General features: G+C 43.6%; 17 protein-coding genes. 8 read left to right on the top strand and 9 right to left on the bottom strand.

From position 1 onward, the window contains the following. Nucleotides 1–3 precede the first annotated feature (3 nt). On the bottom strand, nucleotides 4–1,230 hold the full coding sequence (locus DLM75_RS12385) for a DUF445 domain-containing protein (RefSeq protein WP_118968822.1): 1,227 nt from the start codon (nucleotides 1,228–1,230) through the stop codon (nucleotides 4–6). 242 nt (nucleotides 1,231–1,472) lie between these two features. Between DLM75_RS12385 and DLM75_RS12380 the strand changes: the two genes are divergently transcribed. The 3 genes from DLM75_RS12380 to DLM75_RS12370 all read left to right on the top strand — a co-directional run bounded on the left by DLM75_RS12380 (nucleotide 1,473) and on the right by DLM75_RS12370 (nucleotide 4,745). Continuing rightward, nucleotides 1,473–3,149 carry a sensor histidine kinase gene (locus tag DLM75_RS12380; protein ID WP_118968821.1) on the top strand — a complete coding sequence of 559 codons (1,677 nt, stop codon included), beginning with the start codon at nucleotides 1,473–1,475 and terminating at the stop codon, nucleotides 3,147–3,149. A gap of 84 nt (nucleotides 3,150–3,233) precedes the next feature. Further along, complete coding sequence (locus tag DLM75_RS12375; protein ID WP_118968820.1) at nucleotides 3,234–3,710, top strand: cyclic nucleotide-binding domain-containing protein; 477 nt, start codon at nucleotides 3,234–3,236, stop codon at nucleotides 3,708–3,710. Nucleotides 3,711–3,779: 69 nt separating this feature from the next. After that, a complete protein-coding gene (locus tag DLM75_RS12370) occupies nucleotides 3,780–4,745 on the top strand; it encodes an alpha/beta fold hydrolase (RefSeq protein WP_118968819.1) in 966 nt (321 codons plus the stop codon). On the opposite strand, the gene DLM75_RS12365 is transcribed toward DLM75_RS12370, so the two are convergent. Further along, nucleotides 4,731–7,799 carry a PAS domain-containing hybrid sensor histidine kinase/response regulator gene (locus DLM75_RS12365; RefSeq protein ID WP_118968818.1) on the bottom strand — a complete coding sequence of 1,023 codons (3,069 nt, stop codon included), beginning with the start codon at nucleotides 7,797–7,799 and terminating at the stop codon, nucleotides 4,731–4,733. The genes DLM75_RS12370 and DLM75_RS12365 overlap by 15 nt on opposite strands. Before the next feature lie 315 nt (nucleotides 7,800–8,114). On the opposite strand from DLM75_RS12365, the gene DLM75_RS12360 reads away from it, so the two are divergent. Both DLM75_RS12360 and DLM75_RS12355 read left to right on the top strand, forming a co-directional pair. Next, nucleotides 8,115–9,527, top strand: a complete 1,413-nt coding sequence (locus tag DLM75_RS12360) for a sensor histidine kinase (RefSeq protein WP_118968817.1) — start codon at nucleotides 8,115–8,117, stop codon at nucleotides 9,525–9,527. Between the two features lie 46 nt (nucleotides 9,528–9,573). Next, nucleotides 9,574–11,454, top strand: a complete 1,881-nt coding sequence (locus DLM75_RS12355) for an ABC-F family ATP-binding cassette domain-containing protein (protein WP_118968816.1) — start codon at nucleotides 9,574–9,576, stop codon at nucleotides 11,452–11,454. 40 nt (nucleotides 11,455–11,494) lie between these two features. On the opposite strand, the gene DLM75_RS12350 is transcribed toward DLM75_RS12355, so the two are convergent. Genes DLM75_RS12350 through DLM75_RS12335 form a run of 4 tightly spaced genes read right to left on the bottom strand, consistent with a single transcriptional unit; the run spans nucleotide 11,495 to nucleotide 19,991 of the window. Then, complete coding sequence (locus DLM75_RS12350) at nucleotides 11,495–13,885, bottom strand: hypothetical protein (RefSeq protein ID WP_118968815.1); 2,391 nt, start codon at nucleotides 13,883–13,885, stop codon at nucleotides 11,495–11,497. A 32-nt stretch (nucleotides 13,886–13,917) separates the two neighbouring features. Beyond that, the gene (locus DLM75_RS12345) at nucleotides 13,918–15,066 is read right to left on the bottom strand and encodes an LIC11435 family protein (RefSeq protein ID WP_118968814.1); all 1,149 of its coding nucleotides are present in this window, start codon (nucleotides 15,064–15,066) and stop codon (nucleotides 13,918–13,920) included. Continuing rightward, the gene (locus DLM75_RS12340) at nucleotides 15,056–17,173 is read right to left on the bottom strand and encodes a FecR family protein (RefSeq protein WP_118968813.1); all 2,118 of its coding nucleotides are present in this window, start codon (nucleotides 17,171–17,173) and stop codon (nucleotides 15,056–15,058) included. The genes DLM75_RS12345 and DLM75_RS12340 overlap by 11 nt, the downstream gene beginning before the upstream one ends. Next, nucleotides 17,157–19,991: an adenylate/guanylate cyclase domain-containing protein gene (locus DLM75_RS12335; RefSeq protein WP_118968812.1), complete on the bottom strand. Its 2,835-nt coding sequence runs from the start codon at nucleotides 19,989–19,991 to the stop codon at nucleotides 17,157–17,159. Before DLM75_RS12335 ends, DLM75_RS12340 begins: the two co-directional genes overlap by 17 nt. Nucleotides 19,992–20,183: 192 nt before the next feature. On the opposite strand from DLM75_RS12335, the gene DLM75_RS12330 reads away from it, so the two are divergent. The 3 genes from DLM75_RS12330 to DLM75_RS12320 all read left to right on the top strand — a co-directional run bounded on the left by DLM75_RS12330 (nucleotide 20,184) and on the right by DLM75_RS12320 (nucleotide 23,895). Next, nucleotides 20,184–20,642, top strand: a complete 459-nt coding sequence (locus DLM75_RS12330; protein ID WP_118968811.1) for a peptidylprolyl isomerase — start codon at nucleotides 20,184–20,186, stop codon at nucleotides 20,640–20,642. Between the two features lie 697 nt (nucleotides 20,643–21,339). Beyond that, a complete protein-coding gene (locus DLM75_RS12325) occupies nucleotides 21,340–22,425 on the top strand; it encodes a sensor histidine kinase (protein ID WP_147456629.1) in 1,086 nt (361 codons plus the stop codon). Between the two features lie 39 nt (nucleotides 22,426–22,464). Continuing rightward, nucleotides 22,465–23,895 (top strand): histidine kinase dimerization/phosphoacceptor domain -containing protein, encoded by a 1,431-nt coding sequence (locus tag DLM75_RS12320; RefSeq protein ID WP_118968809.1) that lies wholly within the window; start codon nucleotides 22,465–22,467, stop codon nucleotides 23,893–23,895. Nucleotides 23,896–23,915: 20 nt separating this feature from the next. Here DLM75_RS12320 and DLM75_RS12315 read toward each other — a convergent pair whose 3' ends face one another. The 3 genes from DLM75_RS12315 to DLM75_RS12305 form a co-directional block, all read right to left on the bottom strand. After that, entirely contained in the window at nucleotides 23,916–24,347 is a 432-nt protein-coding gene (locus DLM75_RS12315) for an LIC13259 family plasminogen/vitronectin/complement-binding protein (protein WP_118968808.1), read from the bottom strand. 14 nt (nucleotides 24,348–24,361) lie between these two features. Then, the gene (locus tag DLM75_RS12310) at nucleotides 24,362–24,838 is read right to left on the bottom strand and encodes a four-helix bundle copper-binding protein (RefSeq protein WP_118968807.1); all 477 of its coding nucleotides are present in this window, start codon (nucleotides 24,836–24,838) and stop codon (nucleotides 24,362–24,364) included. A 63-nt stretch (nucleotides 24,839–24,901) separates the two neighbouring features. After that, nucleotides 24,902–25,312: a hypothetical protein gene (locus DLM75_RS12305; protein WP_118968806.1), complete on the bottom strand. Its 411-nt coding sequence runs from the start codon at nucleotides 25,310–25,312 to the stop codon at nucleotides 24,902–24,904. Nucleotides 25,313–25,430: the final 118 nt, after the last annotated feature.

Here is a 25,430-nt window from a genome sequence, read left to right as displayed (position 1 = left end):
TTTTTAGGAAACTGAGAGCATGTAAATGCCTTGAAAAAGACCTACGATCGCGCCTAACACCGAACCGATGAGAATCAATACGTATTCGTCTTCTTGAAACGCGGATCTTAGGATCGGTTCGAATTCCTCCGGAGGGAGGTCTTTCATTCTTTTGAACATATTGTTTTCGATGGACATCGCCCTTCCCATATACGTTTCGAGTTTTGTGGAACTGTTCGCAAGGGAATCGGATACTTTTGCGATCACTTCCTTTTTGGAAGTTTCAAACTCCGAGTTTTCGTTGCTGGTTTCCTGATCCAAGGTTCCGTTTAGTTGAAGCCTTTGCGCCGCGGTTTCCGTTTCCGATTGAATCGTTTCCACGAGAGAACGTGCGGCACGTTTGTATAGGATTTCTTCTAAGACGTTTCTTGCGGTCAAAACTTGAGTCGCAAAGACGTTGGAATACTTTTTGGAAACGTCTTCTTGACGTTTGAGAAAAAGTCCCTGGTATCGGATCGGTCCGATTTTTTTTTCATACAAGGGACGAAAGATCATGGTGAGCGCGACCCAGTTTGTGATGTATCCGACGACGACTCCTTGGATGGGTAAGGTCCACCAATACGGAAAAAGATTCCACGCAAGGGCTTGCAGAATTCCCATCGCTCCGCCGAGATACCAGCCGCAGTGTTCTATAAATTTGAATTCCTTCGCGCCCACTTCCTGAAATATGTCGACGATTCGTTTAACGTTTGGTCCGGTAAGTTTGCGAAGAACGAGTGACTTAAAGTTGAATACGCTTGAGACGTTCTCCTTTACTTGGAGCATGATGTTCTTAACCGTGTGTTCGTTTTTTTTCTGAACTTCGGCTATTATTTTCGATTCTTCTTCTCCTTCCAATCGGGTCCGAAGCGCCGGGTTGATATGATGAATGATTTCTCGAGTGGCTTCGGGAATGAGTTGATCCAAAACCGGTTGGAATTCCTTTTCGAGCTGGTCCGGATCCACTTTGGAAAAGAAGTCCTCCACCTTGATCAAACGTTCCGTCATGATGTTCACCGATTTGAGGGCCAACTTCTGAGACTTTTTGGGGACGATTCCCTGCCAGCCGAGATAGGGAGGAATTCCTACAAATTCCAATGGATAGAAGGTCATCTTGAGCGCGACGACGTTCGTAAACCAACCGACAAACCCGTAGGTAAGGGGCATCATCAGAATTCCGAGCAGTTCTTTGTTTTGGGCGAAAAATTCCATAAAATTTCCTGTAGCAATCGCTATACTTTTCAACTTCTTGCAAGTTCGATTCGAAGATCTGGAAGGGCAAATCCTTTTTTTCTAACGATTAGAATAAAATCCCCCGAAAATCGTCCGTTTTGAACAGAAAATTCTTCGTCCAAAAAGGAGGATAGAAGCGTTTCGTCTTCCTTCCAAATTCGCTGATCGAATTTTCGATTGTAGAATTATAGAAAGCGAAGCACCGTAAGAGATTCCGTCCGATGAGTTCAAGCCAGAAAAAGAGGATCGACGAAGGCATGTTTCCTTTCTGCGAGGAAGCGGAAGTTCAGTGGGATCTTCTTTTGCGTACGAATGGCGAGATTCTGAGCGCGGATTCTTACATTTTGGAAAACCTCGGTATTTCAGAACGAGACCTCGTCGATGCCGGCAAGCTGATCCAAAATTGGAGTTCCCTTCCGCACGGGAATTTTCCTTGGAAAGGAAAGATCGTTCTTATCGATTCCAAGGGAGAAGAACGGGTTTGGGAAGGAGCGATAGAATTGTTAAGCGAAGACATCCTTCTGCTTCGATTCTTTCGACCCAAATTGGAACAAAGAATGGAAGACCAATTCTTTCAGATCTTTCATAAGAATCTCGCGATCAAACTCATCCTCGATCCCGAGAGCGGTGGAATCTTCAACGTAAGCGAATCCGCCCTCGAGTTTTACGGATATTCCAGAGACGAGTTTCTAAAACTCAAAATCAGCGATATCAATATTCTCAACCCGGAACAAATCAAAGCGGAAATGTTACTCGCGAGTTCCGAGAACCGATTGTATTTTAATTTTGTTCACCGCTTGAAGTCCGGGATTCACAGGGACGTGGAAGTTTTTTCCGGTCCGATTTTTCTCAATGGTAAAACATATCTCTATTCCATCATACACGACGTGACCGATCGAAACCGAGCTTTGGAAGCGCGAGCTCTGAGCGAAAAAAAATATAGAAACCTGATCGAACTTGCGGCGGACGGGATCGTTCTGATCGGATCCGACGGAGCGATCGAAGAGGCGAATCAAATGGCTTTGGAACTCACCGGTTACTCGAAAGCAGAGATGCTTCGTATGACCGTTCGGGATATCATCGATTCAGAAAATCTCAAAGAACTTCCTCTCCAACTGAATTTTGAAGAAGGAACGACTCTCATACGGGAACGAATCATTCGACGTGCCGATGGAAGTTTGATTCCCGTCGAAGTCAACGCGGTTCGATTGGAACAAGGCCGTCTTTTAGCGGTCGTTCGCGACATTCGGGAGAGGAAACTCATTCAGAAAAAGATGGAAGATTCCTTAAAGGAAAAGGAACTCATGTTGCAAGAGATTCATCATCGTGTGAAAAATAATCTTCAGATCGTTTCGAGTCTTTTGAGTCTACATTCCGAATTCAATGAAAATCCTTATCTGCAAAAGATTCTCAGGGAATGCGAATTACGAGTCAAATCGATGGCTCTCGTTCACGAGGAACTCTATCGTTCGGATGATCTTGCGAAAGTGGATCTCAAAAGTTATTACTTTTCGCTCTCGTCCAATCTTCTTTCCGTATACGGACAAGCGGATAGGATTCAAATCCACCCTCTCGAAGAATCTTTTTTTATGTCGATCGATCGTGCGATTCCGATCGGTCTGATTCTCAACGAACTCCTTACTAATTCTCTAAAATACGCGTTTACAAATCAGGGAAATGGGGAAATATTTTTACGTCTTCTGAAAACGAACGAAACCATGGAATTGGAATACAAAGATACTGGATCCGGTTTTGATTTGAATCAGGCGCAAAACATTCAGAACGGGCTCGGTCTTAAACTCATCGATATGCTTTCGTCACAACTGCACGCAAACTTATCCTTAAACACGGAAAAGGGTTTTTATCTTAGAATGTATTTTGCCGGCTGGAAAGAATGAAATTTCACCGTAATGACGATTCGCCGTTCGGAACCTGCTTGCATTATTTAAACTGAGATTTACACTCGCATTTCGGGAAATACTATGCAACATACAAAAGAAGAAATTCTAAAACAGATTTATCTATTTTCCAATTTTACGGAAGACGAATTGAGTTCGATTGCCGAGAAGACGGAATACAAAGTTTATGAACAAGGCGACGCCATCTTCCACGAAGGCAACGAAGCAAAAGCGTTTTTTGTGGTCATCTATGGAACCCTAAAGGTTCTCACTTCCACGGAAAAGGGCGACGACGTGAACGTGACTACGATCGCAACCGGAGATCATTTCGGTGAACTTCCGTTTTTGGATCCCGGAAAACGTTCCGCATCGGTGGAAGCGATGGAACGATCCGAACTCTTAAGAATTCCTTATGACCATCTCAACGACGTTTTCTCAAAGGACCCGAAAGCATCCTTGAAATTCTACCAATCGATTTCGCATTTCTTAGCCAAACGATTGAGAATGTTGACCCAAGACTTGACATACGCAAGAGAACTTCGAAAAAGATTTACGATTTGATTTCAAGTCGCGCACCGGGTTCGAAAATCGAATCCGGTTTTTTCTATCCGGCCTAACAGGAATATGAGAATGAAAAATAAAATTTCCGCACTTCGTTCCTACCGCATTACGACTGCCTTTCTTCTTTTATTGATCGTTTCCACTTCGTTTTATTCTTGTTCGGCGGCCCTTGTTTCTTCCGCTCTCTACTACGAGCGATTCCAATCGAACTTGGAAAAAAAAGAAATTCAAGTTGGCTCTTACAAGTGGACCTATCTTGAAGGAGGGAAGGGTGAGACGATCCTCTTAGTCCATGGTTTTGGTGGTGATAAGGACAATTGGACACGGTTTGTAAGAACGCTTACGAATTCCTATCACGTCGTCATTCCCGATCTTCCCGGGTTCGGAGAAAATGATCGAAAGACCGAAGACGAATATTCGATTCGTACACAAGTTTCTCGTTTGGACGACTTCACAAAAGTGCTTGGGTTGGGTAAGTTTCATATCATCGGAAATTCGATGGGCGGTTCCATCTCAGGAGTGTATACAGCGACGTATCCGGATAAGATTCTGACACTCGGACTTTTGGATTCTGCGGGAGTCAAGTCTCCGATTCCGAGCGAACTTTCGGTTTATCTATCGAAAGGAAGAAATCCGCTCGTTGCAAACAACGATAAGGAATTCGACTTTCTTCTGAATTTTATTTTTGTAAAGCCGCCGACCATCCCTTCCTTCTTAAAAGGTTATTTTGCGGAGAAGTCGATTCGAAATCGTGAGTTCAACGAGAAGATCTATAAGGATCTTCGTTTGAATCTGTCCGTGTTAGAAGAAAGAATGAAATCGATTCATGCAAGAACCTTGATCGTTTGGGGAGATACGGATCGTGTCATTCATATTAGCTCCTCGGACGTCTTACTCAAAGGAATTCAAAATTCAACTCGAGTCATTCTAAAGGACTGCGGACATAGCCCTATGCTGGAGCGTCCGACGGAAACCGCAGGGATCTATTCGAAATTCCTTAAAGGAGAATCGGATCTTTCTTCAGGGTTGAAATAGGTGTAAAATCGTAGACTCAATGTCCTGAACTTGAATCGGTTTTGCGATATACGCGTCCATACCGGCCTCGATACATTTTTCCTTATCGCCTTCCATCGCGTTAGCTGTCATTGCAACGATGATCGGATTCGGATCGGTAAAATCCTTTCTGATCCGTTGAGTCGCTTCAAAACCGTCCATTTCCGGCATTTGAATGTCCATAAAAATCAATTGATAGGATTGGTTTTTCAAACTGGACAATGCCTCCACACCGTTGTTTGCGGTGTCCACCGTATATCCGAGTTTGCTTAGAAGACGAATCGCGATCTTCTGATTGATTACGTTGTCTTCCACGAGAAGAATTTTGAGGGGAATCCTTTCGGAAAGTTTTTTCTCCTTTTCATTTTCTTCTTCCAACTTTGCGATACGGGTGGGAAATGCTTTGTCGAAAATTTTACTCAGTTCATCCAAAAGAATCGGTTTAAACATCATGAATATCTTAAAACCGGGGCGATTGAAAAGACCTTGTGTGACTAAATGATACGAATTTTTTAATTCGCTCTCCATAAGAAGGATGATCGTCAATTTAATGTTCGGCGTTTTGTTCTTGAGCTCGTCTAGAATTTCGGGAAGATTCATATCCGGAAGATTGAGGTCCGTCAAAAAGATTCCGATTCGATCCTCTTCTGAGATAATGCGGATCACTTCTTTAGCGTTCCTTGCGAGTTTGACCAAAAAACCGTTTCTTTCGCAGAATTTTTTGATTTGTTCCTTAAGAACATAATCTTGGATGGAAACGACGGCGATCTTCGCCAAATTCTTAGAATGTAATTCCAAGACGCCGACCGGAATTTTATAATCCAATTTTTCGCTGATGATGGAAAGAGTAAATTCGGAACCTTTGTCAACCTGGCTTTTGACGATGATCTCCCCCTTCATCAACTCCGCCAATTTTTTACTGATGGTCAAACCGAGTCCGGAGCCGCCGTATTTTCTCGTAGTGGAGGAATCCACTTGGCTGAACGCTTTGAATAGAAGTTCCAATTTTTCTTCCGGAATTCCGATACCGGTGTCTTCTAAGCGAAAAATGATTCTCATTTTTTCGTTCGGGAATTTTTCAGCTTCCACGTTGAGAACGATTTTTCCCTTTTCGGTAAACTTGATCGAGTTTCCTATGAGATTCATCAAAATTTGCCTGAGTCGATACGGATCGGAAATGATCCAGTTCGGAACCAAGGAAGAAATTTTGTATTCCACGACCAGACCTTTTTCTTCCGCCATAGGCCGGAAAAGATTACAGACTTCCTCGCTCAGCTTCTGGGGAGAAACGGGTTGCATCTCTAACTTGAGCTGACCGGATTCTATTCTGGATAGATCCAGAATGTCGTTTAACAAAATAAGAAGATTTTGTCCGCTGGACTTAATGATATCCAAATATTCTTTTTGTTCGACGTTGAGAGACGTTCCTTCCAAAAGACTGACGGTTCCGATCACTCCGTTTAACGGTGTTCTGATTTCATGACTCATCATAGCTAAAAAATCCGTCTTTGCCTTGGATGCGGCTTCCGCGGTTTCTTTTGCACGTTTTAGAGAATCCTCATATACTTTTCGCTCCGTAATCTCGTGCCAAACGGCCAAAAATACCGGTCTTTGGAACATCTTCATCGGGGTAAGAGTGATTTCGGTAGGAAATTCTTCTCCGTTAAAACGTTTGTAGTTTCTTTCGAACGTGTAGACGCCTCTTCTTTGGGCGATCAGTTCCGTTTCGTTGGCTTTCTCGACGCTTCGTTTCTCGTCAGTTTGTTTTTCCGCGGAAAAGTAAGAAGGATGTTTTCCTAAGATCAGATTTTTATCCTCGCAACGGAGCATATTGAGGGTCGCAGGATTACATTCGAATATTCCAGATTCATCATATAATACGTGAGGTTCACTCGAATGTTCGAATAAAAGCCTAAACTTTTCTTCCGCTAATTTTTTTTCCGTAATATCGACCGAAACTGCGCTGACTCCTGTGATTTCTCCGAACGAATTTTTGATCGGATAAAAGGAAGTTTCGGTGAAAATCGTTATCGAATCCAAGGTCCTTGTCCCGTTTACCTGAAAGCGTTCCCCAGCGAAGGCACGATCGTAAAACGTTTTCCATTTCTGTAATTCTTCATCCGAAATCCCGACCTCGAAAATATTAAAACCGGGAAAAATTTTCTTTTTAAAGTGTCTTTGGATTTCCTTTTCAAAGGAGGAATTGTATATTATAATTTCATAATTCTTATTAATCGACCAAATCATGGAATCCGAGTTTTCAATGACCGCATTTAAATTCGCTTCGTGCTCAGCGATTTTGACGGATTGTTCTACGAGGGATTTGCGAGAATTGATTTTTTCTGTGATGTCCTTGATTTGCACCAAAATGATTCTGTTTTGATTCGAAGCCAAAATGCGAAAGGATGCGTTTCCCCAAAATTGAATTTGATCGAAGGTTTTAAACTCCACTTCCCAATTGTACGGTTGGCCGTCCAGGACCTGTTTCCTCATCGACTGGTAGTCCAGCAAGGAAAAACCGTCGGCGAGAAGAGAGGTAAACTGTTGACCTCGAAAATCGGAAGAAGACTGTGCGGAAAAATACTGGAGGGCGGTTTGATTGTTTTCTAACACGGAATCGGAGTCCGGCTCCAGTAAAAAAATCGCGTTAGCTGATCGTTGAAAGATCATCGCCCTGAGTTCAGTGTCGCTCGAAAAAATACTAGGAGTTTCCGTTTCCGCGAATTCGGTTTTTCGGGACAGGAGCAGGAGTTTATGTCCGTTTTCTACGGGAAAAATTCGAAAAAGTGCGGAAGAACGTTTTCCTTTTTTTCCATAAAACTGCAACTCCCGAACGGTTTCAGAATTTCCGGCTGTTTCGGATTCCGTCCAAAGCTCGTTCCATTCTTCGGGTCGAACCCAATCCCATTCTCCAGGCACCTTACTTTTTTTTAAATTCGCCGAAAATTCTTCCCAGCTCGGGTCGATATGCCAGGTGATCGCTTCTCCCTTGGAATTGAGAAGGAGAAAGTTAGAGTTGGTTCCGAAAGGAGTCATTTGCGTTCTATAAATAAAGATTAGAGTAGTATAATTTATTGAGTTAGATCACTAAACAAGCAAAATAAAAGCAAAAATGATAAGTATACTTCGATTCTACACAATTCAAAAAACATTGTGTAGAATCGATGCCGTTTGATCGCGGGTACATTTCTTTCCGATGGAATCCGCTTTTCATAATTGTCCATGCGATATTATCTTTTTTTAGTTTGAGGAGGATTTCATTCCATTTGATAATACGAGAGTAATGTCTCGTTTGGGTTTGATTGACTTCTCTCGCTCCGAAAAGTAACTTGCCTGAAGTAGCCTGCCGTCATGGAACCGATTCCTATTACAGAAGAACGTTACGGACTCCTCTTCGATCTTTCAAGAGACGGACTCGCCGTACATTCAGAAGGGAAAATTCTCCGAGCGAATCCGGCCTTGGTAAAAATGCTCGGGTATGATTCGTTAGACGAAATTGTGGGAAAGCCCGTTCTTCAGTTCGTTCATCAAAGGTCACAGAATGTCGTAAAGGAACGGATTCACAAAATGAACCGAGAAGGGAGCGGAGTTGGAGTTCTGGAAGAAGAATTTATTCGGAAAGACGGCTCCACACTTTTTGTGGAAGTACTCGCTACTGCCTTTTTTGAAAACGAACGTCAGTATGTTCAGGTGATCGTAAGGGATATCAACTCCAGAAAACGGGCCGAATTGGAATTGGAGAGGTTGCGTTCCAAACTTCAAGTCACTCGGGACCGATTGCTCGGAGTGATCGAGGGTACGAAGGATTCTATCTGTGCAGTGGATATTAACTTTCGCGTGATCGCTTTTAATTCTTCTTTCGAATTGAACTTTTGGAAACTCTACGGGAAGAAGATCGAGGAAGGAAATTTGTTGCCCGATCTCATTTTGGATCCTTTGGAAAGAAGTGTGGTCATTGAAAACTGGAGTCGTGCCCTTCGTGGAGAGGTTTATACGACCGAGAGGACCATGCGCGGTTTTGTTCAGGACGTAGCCATCTTGGAAATCAGTTATAGTTCCATCCGGGATTCTTCACACAACTTGATCGGAGCGACGCAGATCATCCGTGATATCACCGAAAGAAAAAGAGGGGAAGAAAAGCTCAAAAAAACCCTCGAAGAAAAAGAAGTGATGTTGAAAGAGATTCATCATCGTGTTAAAAACAATCTGCAAGTGGTCGCAAGCCTTTTGGGTCTGCAAGCGGAACATTCGGATAATGAAAAAATCTCTCAGATACTTCGGGAATGTGAACGTAGAATTCAATCCATGGCCTTGATCCATAAGGAACTCTATCAATCCGAGAATATTACAAAAATTGATTTTTATGATTATCTCAACACTCTTCTCGTAAGTCTTCTTCATTCTTTTGGGAAGGAGAAGAAGGTCGAATTTAGAATTTCCTCAAAACCGAATTTTGTTTCGATCGAAACCGCGATTCCCCTCGGACTGATCGTGAACGAACTCGTCACGAATTCTTTGAAATACGCGTTTCAAAACGAGAAACAGGGAAAGATTTCGGTAAGACTCAGAACCGATGCCGGAGAATCCATTTTGGAAGTCAGCGACGACGGAGTGGGAATGCCGGAAAACTTCGATCTTTCCAAATCGGAATCTCTCGGTTTGAGACTCGTCGAAATTCTCTCCAGACAACTTCGGGGTAAGTCTATGTTTTTACCTCCGATCGACGGAAAAGGAACAAGGTTTCAAGTTCAGTTTAAAGTTTAAAAACACTTGTCCTCTTGCGCTCCGATAGGGACTCTGCAACTGTCCCATGAATTTAATTTCCGTAGATAAGATATCCAAAGAGATCGGTGATAAGGTCCTTTTTAATCAAATCAGTTTCGGTATCAACGAAGGGGAAAAGATCGGAATTCTCGGGATCAACGGTTCCGGAAAATCGACTCTTCTCAAGATGCTCGCCGGATTGGATGTTCCGGATTCGGGACAAATTCTCAAAAACAAAATTCTTCAGATCGCGGTCCTTTCTCAATCGCCGGTTTATCAACCCGAACATACGATCTTAGAACATATCTTTTCCAGCAAAAGTCCGATCCTAACTACCATCCGCACCTATGAAGACCTTTGTGAAAAACTAGGATCCGGAGATCCCGAAGTCGAAAGGGAATATGAACGAATCATGCAGGAGATGGATCGACTGGGTGCTTGGGAACTCGAGGCTTGGTTCCGATCTCTTTTGAAGGAATTGGATCTTCCCGATCTTACCTTGAAGATGAATTCTCTTTCCGGCGGAATGCTCAAGAAAGTGGCGCTTGTCCAAACTCTCATGGAAGAATCGAATCTTCTCGTTTTGGACGAACCTACCAATCACCTGGATGTCGATACGATCGTCTGGCTTCAGGATTATCTGACTGAAACAAAAAAAGCGGTTCTTCTTGTGACTCACGATCGTTACTTTTTGGAAGAGGTCACCGATCGAATCATAGAACTCGAAAACGGAAATTTATTTTCTTTTCCGGGTAACTTCGGTTTCTATCTCGAAAAAAAAGCCGAGGCTGAAATCATAAAAGAAAAAACGGAACACAAAGAAAAACGTTTTCTCAAAAAGGAATTGGAATGGTTGCGAAGACAACCGAAGGCGCGGGGAACAAAACAAAAAGGAAGAACGGATCGCGCACTCGAAGTGATGAACCGGAAAAAAACGGGAAAAGAAATCGTTTTGGATTTTTCGGTTTCCGGCAGAAGACTTGGTAAAAAAATTCTTGAATTGAAAAATCTGACGAAGTCATACAAGTCTCCTTTGATCCAAGGGTTTTCCTATACGTTTAAGAACGGCGAACGAATCGGTGTTGTAGGTCCGAACGGTGCCGGTAAATCCACTTTGCTCAATCTAATCACCGGAAGAGAAACTCCCGATTCCGGAGACGTTAGCATCGGAATGAATACGAGTTTCGGCTATTTCGATCAGGTATCCCGTGAACTTTCCGGAGATATGCGAGTGATCGAATATATCAAAAAAGAATGCGGGGTTTCCGTGAAGATGAGCGACGGTTCGATTTTGAGCGCCGCAGACATGCTCGAACTTTTTCTTTTTGACGGAAGGCTCCAAGCGAACTTTATCAAAAATTTATCCGGCGGAGAAAAAAGAAGACTCTATCTCGTTTCCATTCTGATGACCAATCCGAACTTTCTGATTCTTGACGAACCTACAAACGACTTGGACATACGGACCCTTTCCGTCTTGGAGGAATTTCTTTCGGAATACGGAGGTTGTATTCTGGTTGTCTCTCACGACCGTTACTTCATGGATCGAACGGTGGATTATCTTTTTGTGTTCCAGGGAAACGGAGTGATCGAGAAGTTTCCGGGAAACTATTCCGAATATTTGGAATATAAGAATTATTTAATTAAGCAGAAAGACAAAAAAAATCAGGACGGAGAAGTGAAAGAATCGGAACCGGAAAAGCCGAAGTCTCCAAAAAAAGGACTCAACTTTCAGCAAAAAAAGGAATTGGAATCCTTAGAAGAGGAGATCGCCGTCTTAGAAAAAGAAGAACAGGTATTGACGAAGATTCTTCAATCCGGGACCGGAAAACCGGAGGACCTCGTCGTCTCCGGAAATCGACTCAGCGAGATCCACTCGATTCTCCCCGTCAAACTCGAACGTTGGGAAGAATTACAAAATTTACTCTAAGAAGAAACGAACGTCGAAGTTCGGACAAGGTTCTTGAGTCCTACTGACAAACTCCGTTGAACTCATATGCTCCGATCGAATATCCGAAGGAACCAAGAGGAACGGGGAAGGTAGGCGATACGTTCGAAGTTCTTGCGGTTCCATTCTTATCATTCTGATATACAATCAAATAAGGCGCATAGAGTGGATCCAAACCTCCGTAGACCGAGGTGCAAGCCGAAGGTGTGGAGCCTCCGCCTAACTGGAAATAGTTCAACGGTCCGGTGGCCGGTAAAAAAAACGGGTTCGCGCTAAAGTTTTGCGCGTTGACTCCGGATGCAATATCGGTCGTACAAGCCGCGTTTCGGAGAGGACCGGGATTTCCTAAACACGAAAGACCAAAATTGAACAAAGGTGTTTTTCCAAGAATCGTACAATTGAATAGGTTATTCCCTTTTACTTCCGCACTCGCTCCCGGCACCGGAGTAAAGTTCAAACAAATGGAATTGGTCGCACTTGAGTTGGCAAAGATCTGATTGTTTGCGATCTTGTGCTCGATTCCCAATCCGAGTGAACTGATTCCGAAAGAATCCGTGGATCCGATTCCGCCGAAGATGGTATTGTGGATGACGTGAAAGTTCGTAGCGTTTACGTTTAGAGTTCTGATTCCGGACGTATTTGCGGCCGTCACGGCGGGTGTTCCGATCAAATGAAACGAATTGATGACGTTATTCGAAATGGCCAAAGATTGAGCGACCGTCAGATTTTTTGCGAATATCCCCGTGGAAAAATCTCCTGCAGTGGAACCTACATGAGAATTCCCGTTGAGCCAGTTCGAGAAAATCACTCCTACACTGTTGTTGATATAGACCGCCGCGGAGGCGCTGTTTCCGGATCCGCCGAGAATATAATTATTGGAAATATTGAGATTGGGACTGATCGTATAAGAAGCGATTCCCGAACGGATGGTTCCCACGGTGTAAGCGCTGACAGAATCGGTACCTTGAATCACGTTACCCGCAATGATCGCCTGGTTTGCGCCGGTATTCACTCCGTTTAAAAGCACTCCGGTCGACCAGGGATTGTTCGGATTCGATTTGATCGTAAACTGATTTATGAAAATGTTTGCGGTCAACGTCGCGAGTGGTGGTCCGATAAAGATCGCGGCACAAGTCGTTCCTTCCCCCGCTCCACAATTTCCAAAAGGAGAAATATCCTGGATGGTGCTCGGAAAAGAATTTGAGTTTCTTTGTGTGAAGGTAGAGTTAAATGCACCCAGGAGACTCACTCCGTCCTTGAGATCGATTCTTTCCGTTGCGTTATCCGAAATCGAATACGTTCCGCCTGCGACCAAAACAAAACAAGGAACTGCGGAACAGTTGCTCACAGCGTATCGAATCGAAGAGCAAGCATTGGCAACCGTATCACACAAGCCTGCGGGTAAACCGGATTGAGTCACGTATTTTACTTCGTTGGTGACCGTATAAGTAAAAACCAGCGGTGTTCCTTTGTTGTATGCCTTTCCGGTTCCCGGATCGATACAGCCGCTCAGTCGGATATACAATCCGGTTCCCGTAGGCCAAGCGCCGCCCGAATTGACCCGTACCTTATTGGAAGCCGTAAACGTAAAGTTCGCCGGAGCTTGTAAGAATTTTAAATTGCCCGCCGGTGTATTGACTCCGTCAAGAGTGCAACCCGTCACGTTCTTTGAAAAAGTAAGATCGATCGTATCCGAAGGACGAAGTACGGTTTGAGAAACGGGAACCGAATTGATAACGCTCAAACAATTCACGTTGAGAATCACGGGGGCACCCGCGATGAGTCCCGTCGGAAGTGGGGGAGTTTCGAATTGGCAAACGTGATCTTGTGGACTTGAAACGATTTGTACGGAATATCCGGACTGATCGGGAACTTCGCCGGAAAAAGCATACGTTCCGTCTGCGGTGATCGAAAGCAAATCCACGGAACCGCTTCGAACTTGAAGACTTCCTACAACGGAAGAGGAAATTCCATAGACTTGGACGGAAACTGGATAGGTTTTTACGGCACAGATCACTTCTACAAAGGCGAAGAATGGATCGAGAATCCCTGTGGGATTGGTTATGGTGCAGTTGATCGCCGGATTTGGATTTACGTTTGGCTGGCTCAATACGGAGACGGAATAGTTGGAGTATTTCGACTTTTGTTGCGAAAACTGAAACGTTCCGTTTTGTGAAATGGAGAGAGAATCCGAGTTGTCACTTTGTAAAATGAGAGTTCCCCCGGAAAGACCGGTGACTTTCACCTTCAGATCAATTGGAGTCTGGGAAACGGAAATAAAATTGGCTAAGATGGACGTATCAATGAGAGAACTTCCATTCGGTTTTGGAATGCAATTTTGCGTGGTACATACGAGAACAGTAAAGAGGAACCATCCAAGTTTTGGGAGAATCTGTTCGATCGTTTTATACACAAAATTCCTACTCTATAATTAATAACCTCAATTCAGAAGAATATTTTCATCCCTAATTCAAAAGATGTAGGAAAAAAATCATTGGGGGATTTTGTCCCATTTCGTGCGTCCGCAGTTCCGGTTTTGAAAAAGGGAACAATCCATTTATCCGATTCGTGATACCCAGTTTTTGAAGAAGAAGGACCCACAAATGCCGCATCTGACACATTTAGAAGATAAAGAAGCGCGACGATTCCCAAGGAAACGTTGAAAGAATTGTAATGGGAAACTGCGTTCCCGTAATCGGACTGAACTTGTAAGTAATTGTAGGTTGCAAAGGGAATAAACGTCGGATTGTCCAAAAATAAGAGGGCCTGATTCAAATTCTTACTTTGATCCAAGGCCGCCAAGCTGGAATTGTATTCGGAATATTGTTGTGCCGAATACGCGAGGGCGCCGACCATCAAGACCGGAAAGATCCAACTTTTGTATTTCTTTTCCTGCGAAGACTGTCCCCATCCCGGAAGAACCGCCGACTTCAGAGCCGGACCCCACTGGATCAAACCGGTCGAAGCGACCTGCGTCTCTTTGTCGTTTTGTTTTACCATTTCCGCGAGCTGTTGTTCCGAGTCGGCGATGATGAGAAAGCCCTTCTTCGCTGTTTTTTTATTTCTTGGATTTTCCAGGGAAAGAGTATAACTGCCGTCCCGAAGATTTAGGTTTTCGATCCGAAGTTTGATTTCTTTGGAGTTGATGAATTCGAATTCCGGTTTGATCGTTTCTCCGTTGGGAAGAACGAGCGTAACGTTCATCGCTTCCGTAAAATTCTCCCCTTTGATATTGAGATGAGGTCCTAACTTTTCCCGGAGCATTTTGACGGAAGAATCCGCATCCAAAACCGGCGCTCGGGAAAGGATCACTTCGAAGGTGCTCCACTCGGAAAATACGGAAACTCGACCAAACTTATTGAGAACCCCGATCCTGTGTTCGTAGATTCCCGGCGCAAGATTGACTTCGAATTTGGTAGACTTCGTTTTTTCTCGGCTGATTCTTCCGGATGGATCTTTGATTTCCACCAAATAGGCGTTTGCCTCGGGAACGGATTTCCATTCCAAATACTGGGCGTCCTCTTCTCCAAAGACGGAAAGGGAATAAAGAATACAAAGAAGGAGAAAGATCGTTTTGTATATTTTATTCCACATAGATTTCCTTCGGCGTAAGAATTTCCGGTGGTCGGATCGTTTTACTCAATTTGATTTCAAAATTTCTGGAAACGGGAATCGTAAATTTGATCGCACCATTCTTATCCTTATACTGAGCGGAGATTCTCCATTGAAATTTACCTTCTTCCAATAAGGAGAAATCCTTAAACGAATAAGAATCCGATTTGATTTCTCGTTTCCAAATCGACCTCTTACCCTTCGATTTTACTTCGAACAGTTCCAAAAATACGGAGTCGGTGTTCCCTTCGGATTCCCAACGGAAGTCGATGCTGTCTCGGTTGGAGATATCGATGACTTCTTCTGTCGCCGGACTGCTCTGACTTAAGAAAGGAGCGTTGTCCGAAGTTTTAAAGGATTGCGTTTTGCTCGTCAACAAATTCTCCCCTTGACTACTCAGGAGAGAAACCCTCCAAAAATATTCTCCGGGCGTAGGAAGGTTGATCGTTCCCGAGGAGGCGCGAAACGTTTCGCGGATGAGACCATTTGTGAAATCGGAATTCTTTGCCACTTCTAATCTATAAACACCCGAAGGCTCCGGTCTTTGCCAACGGAACGTCAATTTATGATTGGATGGATGGCCCAACTCTTGCTCATTCGTAGGATATAAGAGGTCTAAATTCTCCAATGCCGCGACTCGAAATTGTCTGGATGCGGAGACAATGGATTCTCCATCCTTGGCGCCTGCCTTGATTCTCCAGAAATAGGTTCCGGCGTTGGCGATCGGTGCGGAAGTCAACGAGGTCGTATTCGTTTTTTTGTTCCAGACCAGATTCTTAAAATCGGAATCGTTTGCGATCTCGAGGGTATAATCGTTGGACTCCGTAGAAGCAGACCAAACGAACAAGGCCCCTTCTTTTGAAATCTTTCGAAGTGAAATTTCTTCCTGATCCGCAGGACGTTTTAAGGAAGGTGGTTCCGGCTTTTCCAACTTTCTGATGGAGAATCCTACGGTTTCGGAGACGTTCGCTTTCAACTCGTTTACGGAAGGCCTCGGAGTCACTCGGGCAAAGAACGCGCCTTCTTTCGTTTTATCCCAACGATACAAGGAACCGTTGACTTCCTGGTTGAGAATCACGTCCGCAAAACCTTTGTCCTTTGCGATTTCCAAGAGATAACTTTTCGTAAAGTCCACGGGCGTCCATTGAATGACCACGCTCGGAAGAGAATTCGTAAATCGAAATTCTTCGGACTTGGACGGAGTGAAGAGGGAAGGTTTGAGTCCTCCCAAAATGGTAAGAGAACGGGTTTCGCTGTATTCCGATTTTTGTGTCGTAGGATTGATCGCAGTGATTCTCCAGAAGAAGGTTCCTTTTTCCAAAGATTTGATTGCGGATATTCCGCTCGCCTTGGTTCGAGTTACGTTTTTGGAAAAGCTCGGATGATTCGAAATTTCTAATGTATAATCTTTTACGGATTCGGCTTTGTTCCAACTAAAGGCGACCGGTAATCGATTGGAATCCGATTGGAAAAATTTTCTTTCCTGAGGAGAGTTGAGTGCGATCGACAAGGCGCGGATTGCGGTCTTTCCGTTCTTCACTTCCAAAGCTTGATTGTTCGTTACGTTGGATTCTTGATTTCCAGAAATTACTTTTGCGTTTCCTTTGGAGACTTCGAGATTCAAAGCCTGATCATCCGATTTGGAAAGTTTCAAGTCGCCTTTGTTGACTTCGACCGTTTCCGAGCCGCTTTTGATCATAAGTGCTGTTCCACTGTCCTTGTTCGCAGACACGGATCCATAGGCGAAGTTGATCGAGAGATTTTTTTCGGAGAAGTCCAAAAAGATCATACTCTTCTGATCGAGTTTGATTTCGGTGCCGTCGTTTAATACGAGAACCGCTTCCGCTCCGTCGTCGGTGCGGACCGTGTCTCGGTTTCTGACCTTCATCGACGTTTCGATTTCTTCCCAGACGACTTCGGAGTCGAATTTTCTCTGCGCTTTTTTATTCTTAAAGATGATGGTTCCGATTTCGGGATTGTTCCCCGTTTTGTGTCCGTAATAAAGATGAAGGTACAGTAATATACTAAAGAGGATGATCAATCCCGTAAGAAAGCTGACTACGTATTTCCCTTCAGTCAAGTATCTCATACTTAACTTCTTCTCCCGGTTCGCCGTCTCCGCTTTCTTTTTTCTTCGGCGGCTCCCAGACGATTCCGATTTTCGCGCGGAGTTCTTCCACGGATTTCGGACAGTTTGGATCGTCCTTTCTTCCCAAAACTGCGTAGATCGTCTGCGGTTCTTCTTTTCCTTTCACCTTGATCGACTGCATCTTTTCCACGTTGAAGAGATGAGAAACGTGATTGAGCATATCCTGCGTGATGAGTACGTCCGTTCCGAACGGTTTGTTGAGAGCTTCCACCCGCGATGCGAGGTTGACCGCGTCTCCGATGACAGTATATTCCAATCTTTGTTCGGATCCGATCTGACCCGCGATCACCGGTCCGTAGTTGAGACCACAACCGATTTTGATGATCGGCTTTTTGTCGCCGCCCCGACCTTGGTTGAAACGAAGGAGGGCGGCTCTCATCATAAGTGCTCCGTTGACCGCGTTTTCCGCGTCCTGATCCGAAGTTTTCGCCGCTCCCCAAGTCGCCATAATCGCGTCTCCGATAAACTTATCCACGATCCCGTGGGTTTCGTTTACGCAATGTACCATTTCGGTCATGTATTCATTTAAAAATTCTACCACTTCTTCCGGTTCGAGCTTTTCGGAAATTGCGGTAAAACTTCGGATATCGGAAAAAAAGATCGCGCACATCTTTCTTTCTCCGCCGAGCGTGAGTTCCTGTTTGAGAACCATCTCCGCGATTTCCTTGTTTACGAATCTTCCGAGAGCGTCCTTGACCTTTTCCCTTTCTTCGAGACCCTTTCCCATGTCCACGAAGTAGTCCGTTAACAAACCGACCTCGTCTCTTGTGGAAGAACGGATTCCGATTTTGAAATTTCCTCTCGCGATCTCCGTGGTTGCTTGCAAAAGATTTAATATAGGTTTTGTGATCGTTTTCGCAAAGAAGAATACGATGATGAGCGCCAAACAAAGCGCGATTCCCATGATGAGAAGATTTGTTTTTTGAATTCTGTAGACCGCTTCGAAGGCCTTGTCTTCGGGAACGATGGAAACGACCGCGCCACCTCCGAATCCCAGCTTTTGAAAGGAACCGAACCAGGATTTTCCGTCCTTGTCCTTGTATTCGGTTTGTTTTGTGTTTTCCGAACTATTGACCATCATTTCGACGATCGGAAGATTCATAAAATTCGTGTTGGATTGAAGAAGTTTCGGATCGGAATGAGCGATCAAGTCTCCTTCTCCGTTTACGAGAAATACTTCGGAGATGTCTTGTTTTTGAAACGCGTTTAAGAATTTTTCAAGCCTAAGAATCAAAACTAAAACTTTCGGATCGGAGCCTCCGGAAGAGGGAATCGCGATCGCAAAGATCGGTTCCTTAAATTCTGCACTGAGGTTTTCGATTCTTCCGCCGGTCAAAATCGATTTTTGAATCAGGTTGGGACGAGAAGAAATGAGACTGGAAATTTCTTGTTGGGAAGATTTGATTTCGCTTAAATACGGTTCGTTGAAGAATTCGTTGATCGTAGTTGGATTGTTTTGGACGACTTGGAAGAGACCCGCGTAAATAAAATCGGGATCGTTTTGGAAAAAGATATCCGCAAACGAAATTCCTTCTTTTCCTTGGTGGAGCGCGTTTGCGATCTGCTTACCGTTGGAAAGAATGTCGTTGATATCCGTTTTGATCTTGAGACCGAGAATATTCACTAAGTTTAAATTGTTTTGAAGAACTCTAAGTTCGGAGTCGCCACGAAACGCGGACGAAGCGAAGAAGATGATCGTGGAAACGGTCAGGGTCATCAGAAGAGAAATGACCGCCATCAACTTGATCTGAAGCGGAAGTTTTGTTTTCGCACCCGGTGTCGTTTTCTCTTTTTCAACTTCCGTTTCCGTAACGACCGGCTTTATTTCTTTCTGTTTTTTCTTTGTTTCTTCGACCGCGGGTGCCGTTACGGGTGTGGCCTCCGATTTTGCGGTTTCCGCTTCCACCTTTGTTTCCGGTTTGGGGGAAATCGGAGCTTCGATCTTTGATTCTAGTGGAGCGGGTTCCGGGGAAATCGGAACGTTCTGTAATTCCGGTTTCCCTTCCGGAAGGGAAGGGGAGATCACGGCGAATTCTTTCGGTTTTTCCTTTCCTTCCAAATTTTCGATTTCGATCGCGTTGATTGCAAGAGATTGATAAGAACGAGGCGATGACTTTAGATCGGCTTCCGTAATCGGAACCGCGTTGATTTTTGTTAAATTCTCAATTCCGGGTTCGTATTGAATTTTATATTTGAGAACGGAAGGTCTTTTCCCTTCCCGGATCAACTGCGAAGAAACGGAAAATTCTCCCGGAGGCAGTTCGTGAAAGGAAGAATCTTCCTTGTGCCTGAAAAGAAATTTCCGAAACGCCGCGTGATCGGAATCTTGAAAAGAATAACCGAAATGATAAATTCTATCCTCCAATTCTTTGTCGTCGATGGAAGGTTCACTCGCGACTAAAAGTTTGGAAAGAAACAAAGAGAATCTGCTTTCGCAGTCCGGTTCGATCAAAAAGAGGAGATTCCCTCTTTTTAAGAATTTTCTAATCTTAAGATAGGCTCCGTAAACCGAATCGTTTGTCTCCGGGCCGGGAGGAAGGATGATGGAAAGAATGGTGACTAACGGATCGACCGCGTCTAACTTTCCCAGTTGAGAGAAGGGTTTGCTCGTCACGACGCAGATCGTTCCGATCTCCTTCTTGCTGATTTCCTCATTCAGAACGGAAACGTTTGTTTTTCCGTTCGAACCCGCGCTCGAAATAAAAACGAGCGCTCCCGTGGTTCCAAAAGGAAGATAACGATGATTGATTTCTAACATGAATGCCGGTTCTCTATTCCAGAAAAAAATAATTCCACTGGGAGGAATATTCTAATTTCATCGGATTTTTCCTCCTACCTAATATAAGCCCTGAAATCTGTGTTTTTGTTCGTTTTTCGCAAGAAATCGCTTTCTGCTATAATATAGTTTCGGAAAGTGGAGAGGAATTCTTAAAACAGAGGATAAACTGTTATGGCAACTGCGGTATTTAAGACAAATTTTGGAAATTTTTCCGTCTTTCTCGATGAGGAACGTGCTCCGATCACTGCGGGGAATTTTATCAAACTCGCGAAGGAAGGATTTTACAATGGTCTTACATTTCACCGAGTTATCAAAAATTTTATGATTCAGGGCGGTTGTCCGACCGGAACTGGAACGGGTGGACCCGGATACAAGATTCAGGATGAATTTCATAAAGATTTGAAGAACGAAAAATATACGCTTTCGATGGCCAATGCCGGCCCGAATACCGGGGGTTCCCAGTTTTTCATCAACGTTCGAGACAACTTTTATTTGGACAATCGACACGCGGTGTTCGGAAAGGTAACGGAAGGAACGAATATCGTAGAAGCGATTTCCGAAACGGAAACCGGTTTTCAGGACAAACCGACTAAAACTGTCGTCATTGAAACCATTACCTTCAGCGAATAAGAATCTCTTCTCCAAAAAACGGGTGTTTTCCTCCTCAAATCAAGGAAAGCCCGTTCTCTGAAATCCAAACCTCGTTTGGAGCGTCGTTTTCAAAAAACCAAATCAATCCATCTACGGAGAGGATAAAACCTCACCGAACAAAATGGAAGTAAAACCGAGCCTTTAACGCAAGTTGATTCAAAAAGGTTCGATCGGATGAAATCTCGATTTTCCAAAATGAGTTCGATTGACGGGAAGTTGAACACTTGGTTGGAAATAAATTCATTCCTTCGATTCCGGGGTTGAGAAGGAACCGCAACTTTGTTCTTCTAAAACACGGTTAGGGGAAAACGTCGTGGAAGCCTTTCTGTTTCCAACAAAGATCCGTTTTCGAATGCAAATTCAATTTTGTGGGAACTCCCATGGAGCACTCAGGTGATAGAAAACGATGTCGATCAGGAAACGATGGGGTGCCTATGTCACCGGGGCAGACTTTGGAGTTTCATATACCAATTGTATTAAATCCAACGCTTTAGAGGTTCCTAATTTCGAAAAAAAGAATATTCTTACATTTGAAAAAAGAAAAAAACGAAAAAACCCGGATTGACAATTTGATTTGATTCGTCCATTTTTTTAGACAAAGATTTGCTATTTCAAAGAATTCTATGGAATTTCTTTGCGATCGTTGAATCTATCGCCAGGGGCGAACGGATGGATCGTGAATACAATCATTCTAACCGAGGGAAATGCATTCTTGACTGAATCCGTATTCTCAATTTTATCCCAACTCCGAACTCCCATAGCAATCCTGGAAGAAAGTTTTCACGTTATGTTTTGCAATGATTCTTTCGCAACTCTCTGCGGAGAATCCGAAAGGGAGCTCTGTAAGGGAAAATCCATAGATCAAATCCTAAAGATTCGAAATCAGTCACAGATAGAAGAATTCAGAAACTTGAATATAGAAAATTCAATCGAATTCCAAGGTCGGACTCAAACGGACTTCGGAAAAGAAACCGAATTCAAAGCGGTTTTGAACCGAGTCAGAATCGATTCTTTGGAATATTTTCTTTTGGAAATATTAGAATATTCTCAAGAAGGGTTTTTTAGAAACAAAGAGAAAGAACTTAGCGCCGTCGTATCCAAAATCTACCACGATCTCCAAGAACCCATCCGAAATCTGACTTCGTTTCTGAAACTTCTTTCAAAACGTTCTTCCGAAGAATTGAGTCAGGATGGAAAGGAATTTTTACAGATCAGTCTTGCCGGAGCGGACCGTCTCTGGAACCGGATCAATTCTCTTCTTTCCTTTGTACGAATCGAAAAGGAAGGAAAACGTTTTCGAAAAATTTCTCTCAGAGAAACATTGGAAGCAGGTCTTCTCGATTTAGAAAAAGATCTCGAGGCTTCCGATCTTACGTTGGAGTGGATCGGAGAATTTCCGGAGATCCAGGGAAGCGCACCACTTCTCCAAGAATTATTTTTCAATCTCTTTCAAAACTCGATTCATTTTCGAAAACCGAACAAACCGGGAAGAATTCTTATTTCCTATCAAGAATTTCCGAACGTTCATCGAATCCGAATTCAAGACGACGGTATCGGTGTGGAATTGAACGGAGAGCCTTATCGGATCGAATTGTTTCATCGATATCCAAACGCTCAATCTGTGAAAGGAATGGGTTGCGGTTTGTTCTTTAGTAAAAAAATTGCGGAGATTCACGGTGGAAGTTTAGAAGTCGAATCCTCACCTTCCGGTTTTTCGGTTACGATCGATCTTCCGATAGAGCCGGATTCAGAGTCTTTATAAATAGAAATAGAGAAATAGAATTTAGAGAGAGCCTTTCTTATGTTTAAAGATTCATTTTCCGTTCTTTTGATAGAAGATTCAAATGCGGATTTCCGCTTGATTCAAGAATATCTCTGTGAATCCGAAAGTCCCTCCTTTCAAGTCAGTAGAAGTATCAATTTTTCAACCGGACTGGATCTCATTTCGGAGGAGCGTCCGGATCTCGTTCTCTTAGATCTTTCCCTTCCGGATTGCGCCGGTTTGGAAGCCCTTTCCGAAATTAAAAATAGATTCCCTCAGATTCCAGTGATCATTTGTAGCGGCGCGGAAGATAAGGAAATCACCGTGAACGCGCTTCAGATCGGAGCGCAGGATTACGTCTACAAAGGAAAATTCGATTCTTACTCCCTGAGTCGCTCTTTGATCTTTGCCTATGAACGAAATCGTCTGGCTTTAGAGCTGGAAAAGAAAAACGTATTCGAACAGGAAAACGAAGAGCGGTATCGACTCTTTTTTCAATACAACCCGCATCCCGCTTTTCTTTTCGAAGACGATTCCTTTCAAATCGTGGAAGTGAATCAGGCGGTTTTGGAAAAATACGGCTATAAAGAGAACGAGCTGATCGGAAAAAGGATCTTCGAAATCATCGACGAAAACGATTCCGAACGTTTGCGAAATGAGATCGGTCTTTATCAGTTCGGAGTCAACAAAGGTGGTTCCTTTTATCACAGGAAGAAAGACGGAAGCGCGTTGATCACCGAATCAACGATCTATAAATTTCGATTTCGGAATCAGATCTTGGATCTTGCAGTGATCACGGACGTGACAGAGACGGTTCGAAATAGAGAATCGATTCTTGCGTCTCTCGCGGAAAAAGACACTCTCATCCAGGAAATTCATCACAGGGTGAAGAACAATATGCAGATTATGGTTTCGCTTCTCAATTTGCAGGCGGATAACGCGATGTCCCGCGAACTCACTTCGAAAGAACTTTACGGTTTGCTAAAAGATACGGAAAGTCGGGTTTTTTCCATGTCCTTGGTTCACAACGAACTCTATAAATCAAGAGATCTATCTCATGTGGACTTCGGAAGTTATTTGACGATGCTCTTGCAAAATTTATGGAATCTCTACGGAGTAGATCCCAAAGTCCGTCACATGATCGCCGCCCAAGGTTTGATTCTGAATATGGACACCGCGATTCCCCTAGGATTGATCGCCTGCGAATTGGTTACGAATGCCATCAAACACGCGTTTGTCGACGGTTCCGAAGGAGAAGTCAATATTCGAGCGGAAGAAGAGGACGGAAAAATTACGGTTACGATTCGCGACAACGGTAAAGGAATTCCGAAAGGATTTTCGTTTCTGGACCACGAAACCTTGGGTCTTCAACTCGTAAAAATTCTTACGAAACAAATTTCAGGGGAATTGCTGGTAGAGGACGCAAAACCGGGAACCAAATTTCAAATTCAGTTCCCGATACAGAATTAAGAGATTCTTTTAAATCAGAATTAGATCTTTTTTCCACAACCCTTCATCGAAGGGTCGTAAGGATTTTGAACCTTTTCGCCGGAGGCGATCCATTTCTTTTTTACCATCGGGCAATAAAAAACGTGAACCCCGGTAGATTCATCTTTTTGAATATACTCTTTCAAGGATTCGGAAAGTTCCCCATATGCGTCGAGTTTGTCCTTTTCCGATACGGCCTTTTTGAATTTTTCAGCCGCCTGAAGCGCCGGTACAAGGCTTTTGTCCCTGGAAGATTCCTGTTGAAGACTCGCGATCAGTCGCTCCACGTTAGCCTCCTTTTGATTCAGAAGAGACTGATGGATTTGATCGAGTTCTTTGAGAATCATCGGTCGAACGGGAAGGATCGACTTCGCTTCCAGAAGACCGGTTACAAAGAGGGTTAGGCTCAAAAGGATTAGAATTTTTTTTCCCATTTTCTTTTCCTTCCTTACGCGACTTTTTTCAGTTCGGCGATACATTCTTTACAGCTGTCCGCACAATTCTTGCAGATATCGTGATGTGATTCGTGAACTCTGCATTCTTTTTCACAAGCCTCGCAGGCTTTGATACAAAGAGCGGCTATGTCTTTCGCGTAAACGGAGTTGGAAGCGCCAAGACTCACAAACGCTTTACAAAGAGCTAATGTGTCTTTTACGGTTTTCAAACAATCCGCGAGCATAGTATCTCCGGTGGAAAGATTTTCTTCGCAATGAGCCAGACATATCTCCGCGTTGAGGATACATTTGGATGCCGCTTCCAATGCCTTTCGATTTCCTTTTTTGGCGGATTCTTTTTCCGTCTTTTTGGAAGAATCCGGATGTTTGTGACCGTTATGACCGGTTGAATCTTTCGCAAATAAAGTTCCAGCGCTCGCAAAGGCGAGGACGGCCGCAGATTGGGTGAGAAGTTCTTTTCTAGTTAACATGATAATATTCCTAAATTCTAAAATTAAAATACGATGGGAAAGTAAGTTAGAAGAAAAGAGGAATCAGGTCAAAATTCGAATCGAAGCGATGGAAAGCAGTACGAATTTTTGAGAATGAAACGTGCGGTTCTCAAAGAACGAAAATACAAAATTCTTCGTTTGATTTTGTTTCTGGAGGAAGAGTTCGGAGACCGTAAAAAGGACAATCTCTTCATTGGGATGAAGATCCAAGATTTTCGGCTGAACCGATTCTTGCGAAACTTCAAAATGACAAGAAGAACAGTTTGGCGCCGTTTCGTTGTTTGCCGAAGTTTCCTTTTGATGACAAGGCGGAAGTTCCGAAGAGGCTGTGGATTTGACGATCGGAAATGCGGGACAATTTTGTCCGGAAAGCATGATGGTAAAACAAAGAAGAGCGGTGGTAAAACCGATCGTTCCTAAAAAAGCAGTCCATCGTTTTGTATTTCTGCTCATTTCTTTATTAGACTTTGCCGATCCGGGGAATGGAGCAAGAAGTTTTTAAAAAATTCGTTTGATTTCATTCGTATTTCAGAAGAGCTTTGTATCCTTTCATTGCCTTTTTTTTTTGAAT

Source organism: Leptospira stimsonii (genome assembly GCF_003545885.1).
In the GTDB taxonomy this organism is placed as follows: domain Bacteria; phylum Spirochaetota; class Leptospiria; order Leptospirales; family Leptospiraceae; genus Leptospira; species Leptospira stimsonii.
This window is presented reverse-complemented; position numbering and strand designations above follow the sequence as displayed.

What these genes read in the sequence shown, in the direction of transcription:
- DLM75_RS12385 (WP_118968822.1), bottom strand. Translation starts at nt 1,230, where the DNA reads ATGGAATTTTTCGCCCAAAACAAAGAACTGCTCGGAATTCTGATGATG.
- DLM75_RS12380 (WP_118968821.1), top strand. Translation starts at nt 1,473, where the DNA reads ATGAGTTCAAGCCAGAAAAAGAGGATCGACGAAGGCATGTTTCCTTTC.
- DLM75_RS12375 (WP_118968820.1), top strand. Translation starts at nt 3,234, where the DNA reads ATGCAACATACAAAAGAAGAAATTCTAAAACAGATTTATCTATTTTCC.
- DLM75_RS12370 (WP_118968819.1), top strand. Translation starts at nt 3,780, where the DNA reads ATGAAAAATAAAATTTCCGCACTTCGTTCCTACCGCATTACGACTGCC.
- DLM75_RS12365 (WP_118968818.1), bottom strand. Translation starts at nt 7,799, where the DNA reads ATGACTCCTTTCGGAACCAACTCTAACTTTCTCCTTCTCAATTCCAAG.
- DLM75_RS12360 (WP_118968817.1), top strand. Translation starts at nt 8,115, where the DNA reads ATGGAACCGATTCCTATTACAGAAGAACGTTACGGACTCCTCTTCGAT.
- DLM75_RS12355 (WP_118968816.1), top strand. Translation starts at nt 9,574, where the DNA reads ATGAATTTAATTTCCGTAGATAAGATATCCAAAGAGATCGGTGATAAG.
- DLM75_RS12345 (WP_118968814.1), bottom strand. Translation starts at nt 15,066, where the DNA reads ATGTGGAATAAAATATACAAAACGATCTTTCTCCTTCTTTGTATTCTT.
- DLM75_RS12340 (WP_118968813.1), bottom strand. Translation starts at nt 17,173, where the DNA reads ATGAGATACTTGACTGAAGGGAAATACGTAGTCAGCTTTCTTACGGGA.
- DLM75_RS12335 (WP_118968812.1), bottom strand. Translation starts at nt 19,991, where the DNA reads ATGTTAGAAATCAATCATCGTTATCTTCCTTTTGGAACCACGGGAGCG.
- DLM75_RS12330 (WP_118968811.1), top strand. Translation starts at nt 20,184, where the DNA reads ATGGCAACTGCGGTATTTAAGACAAATTTTGGAAATTTTTCCGTCTTT.
- DLM75_RS12320 (WP_118968809.1), top strand. Translation starts at nt 22,465, where the DNA reads ATGTTTAAAGATTCATTTTCCGTTCTTTTGATAGAAGATTCAAATGCG.
- DLM75_RS12315 (WP_118968808.1), bottom strand. Translation starts at nt 24,347, where the DNA reads ATGGGAAAAAAAATTCTAATCCTTTTGAGCCTAACCCTCTTTGTAACC.
- DLM75_RS12310 (WP_118968807.1), bottom strand. Translation starts at nt 24,838, where the DNA reads ATGTTAACTAGAAAAGAACTTCTCACCCAATCTGCGGCCGTCCTCGCC.
- DLM75_RS12305 (WP_118968806.1), bottom strand. Translation starts at nt 25,312, where the DNA reads ATGAGCAGAAATACAAAACGATGGACTGCTTTTTTAGGAACGATCGGT.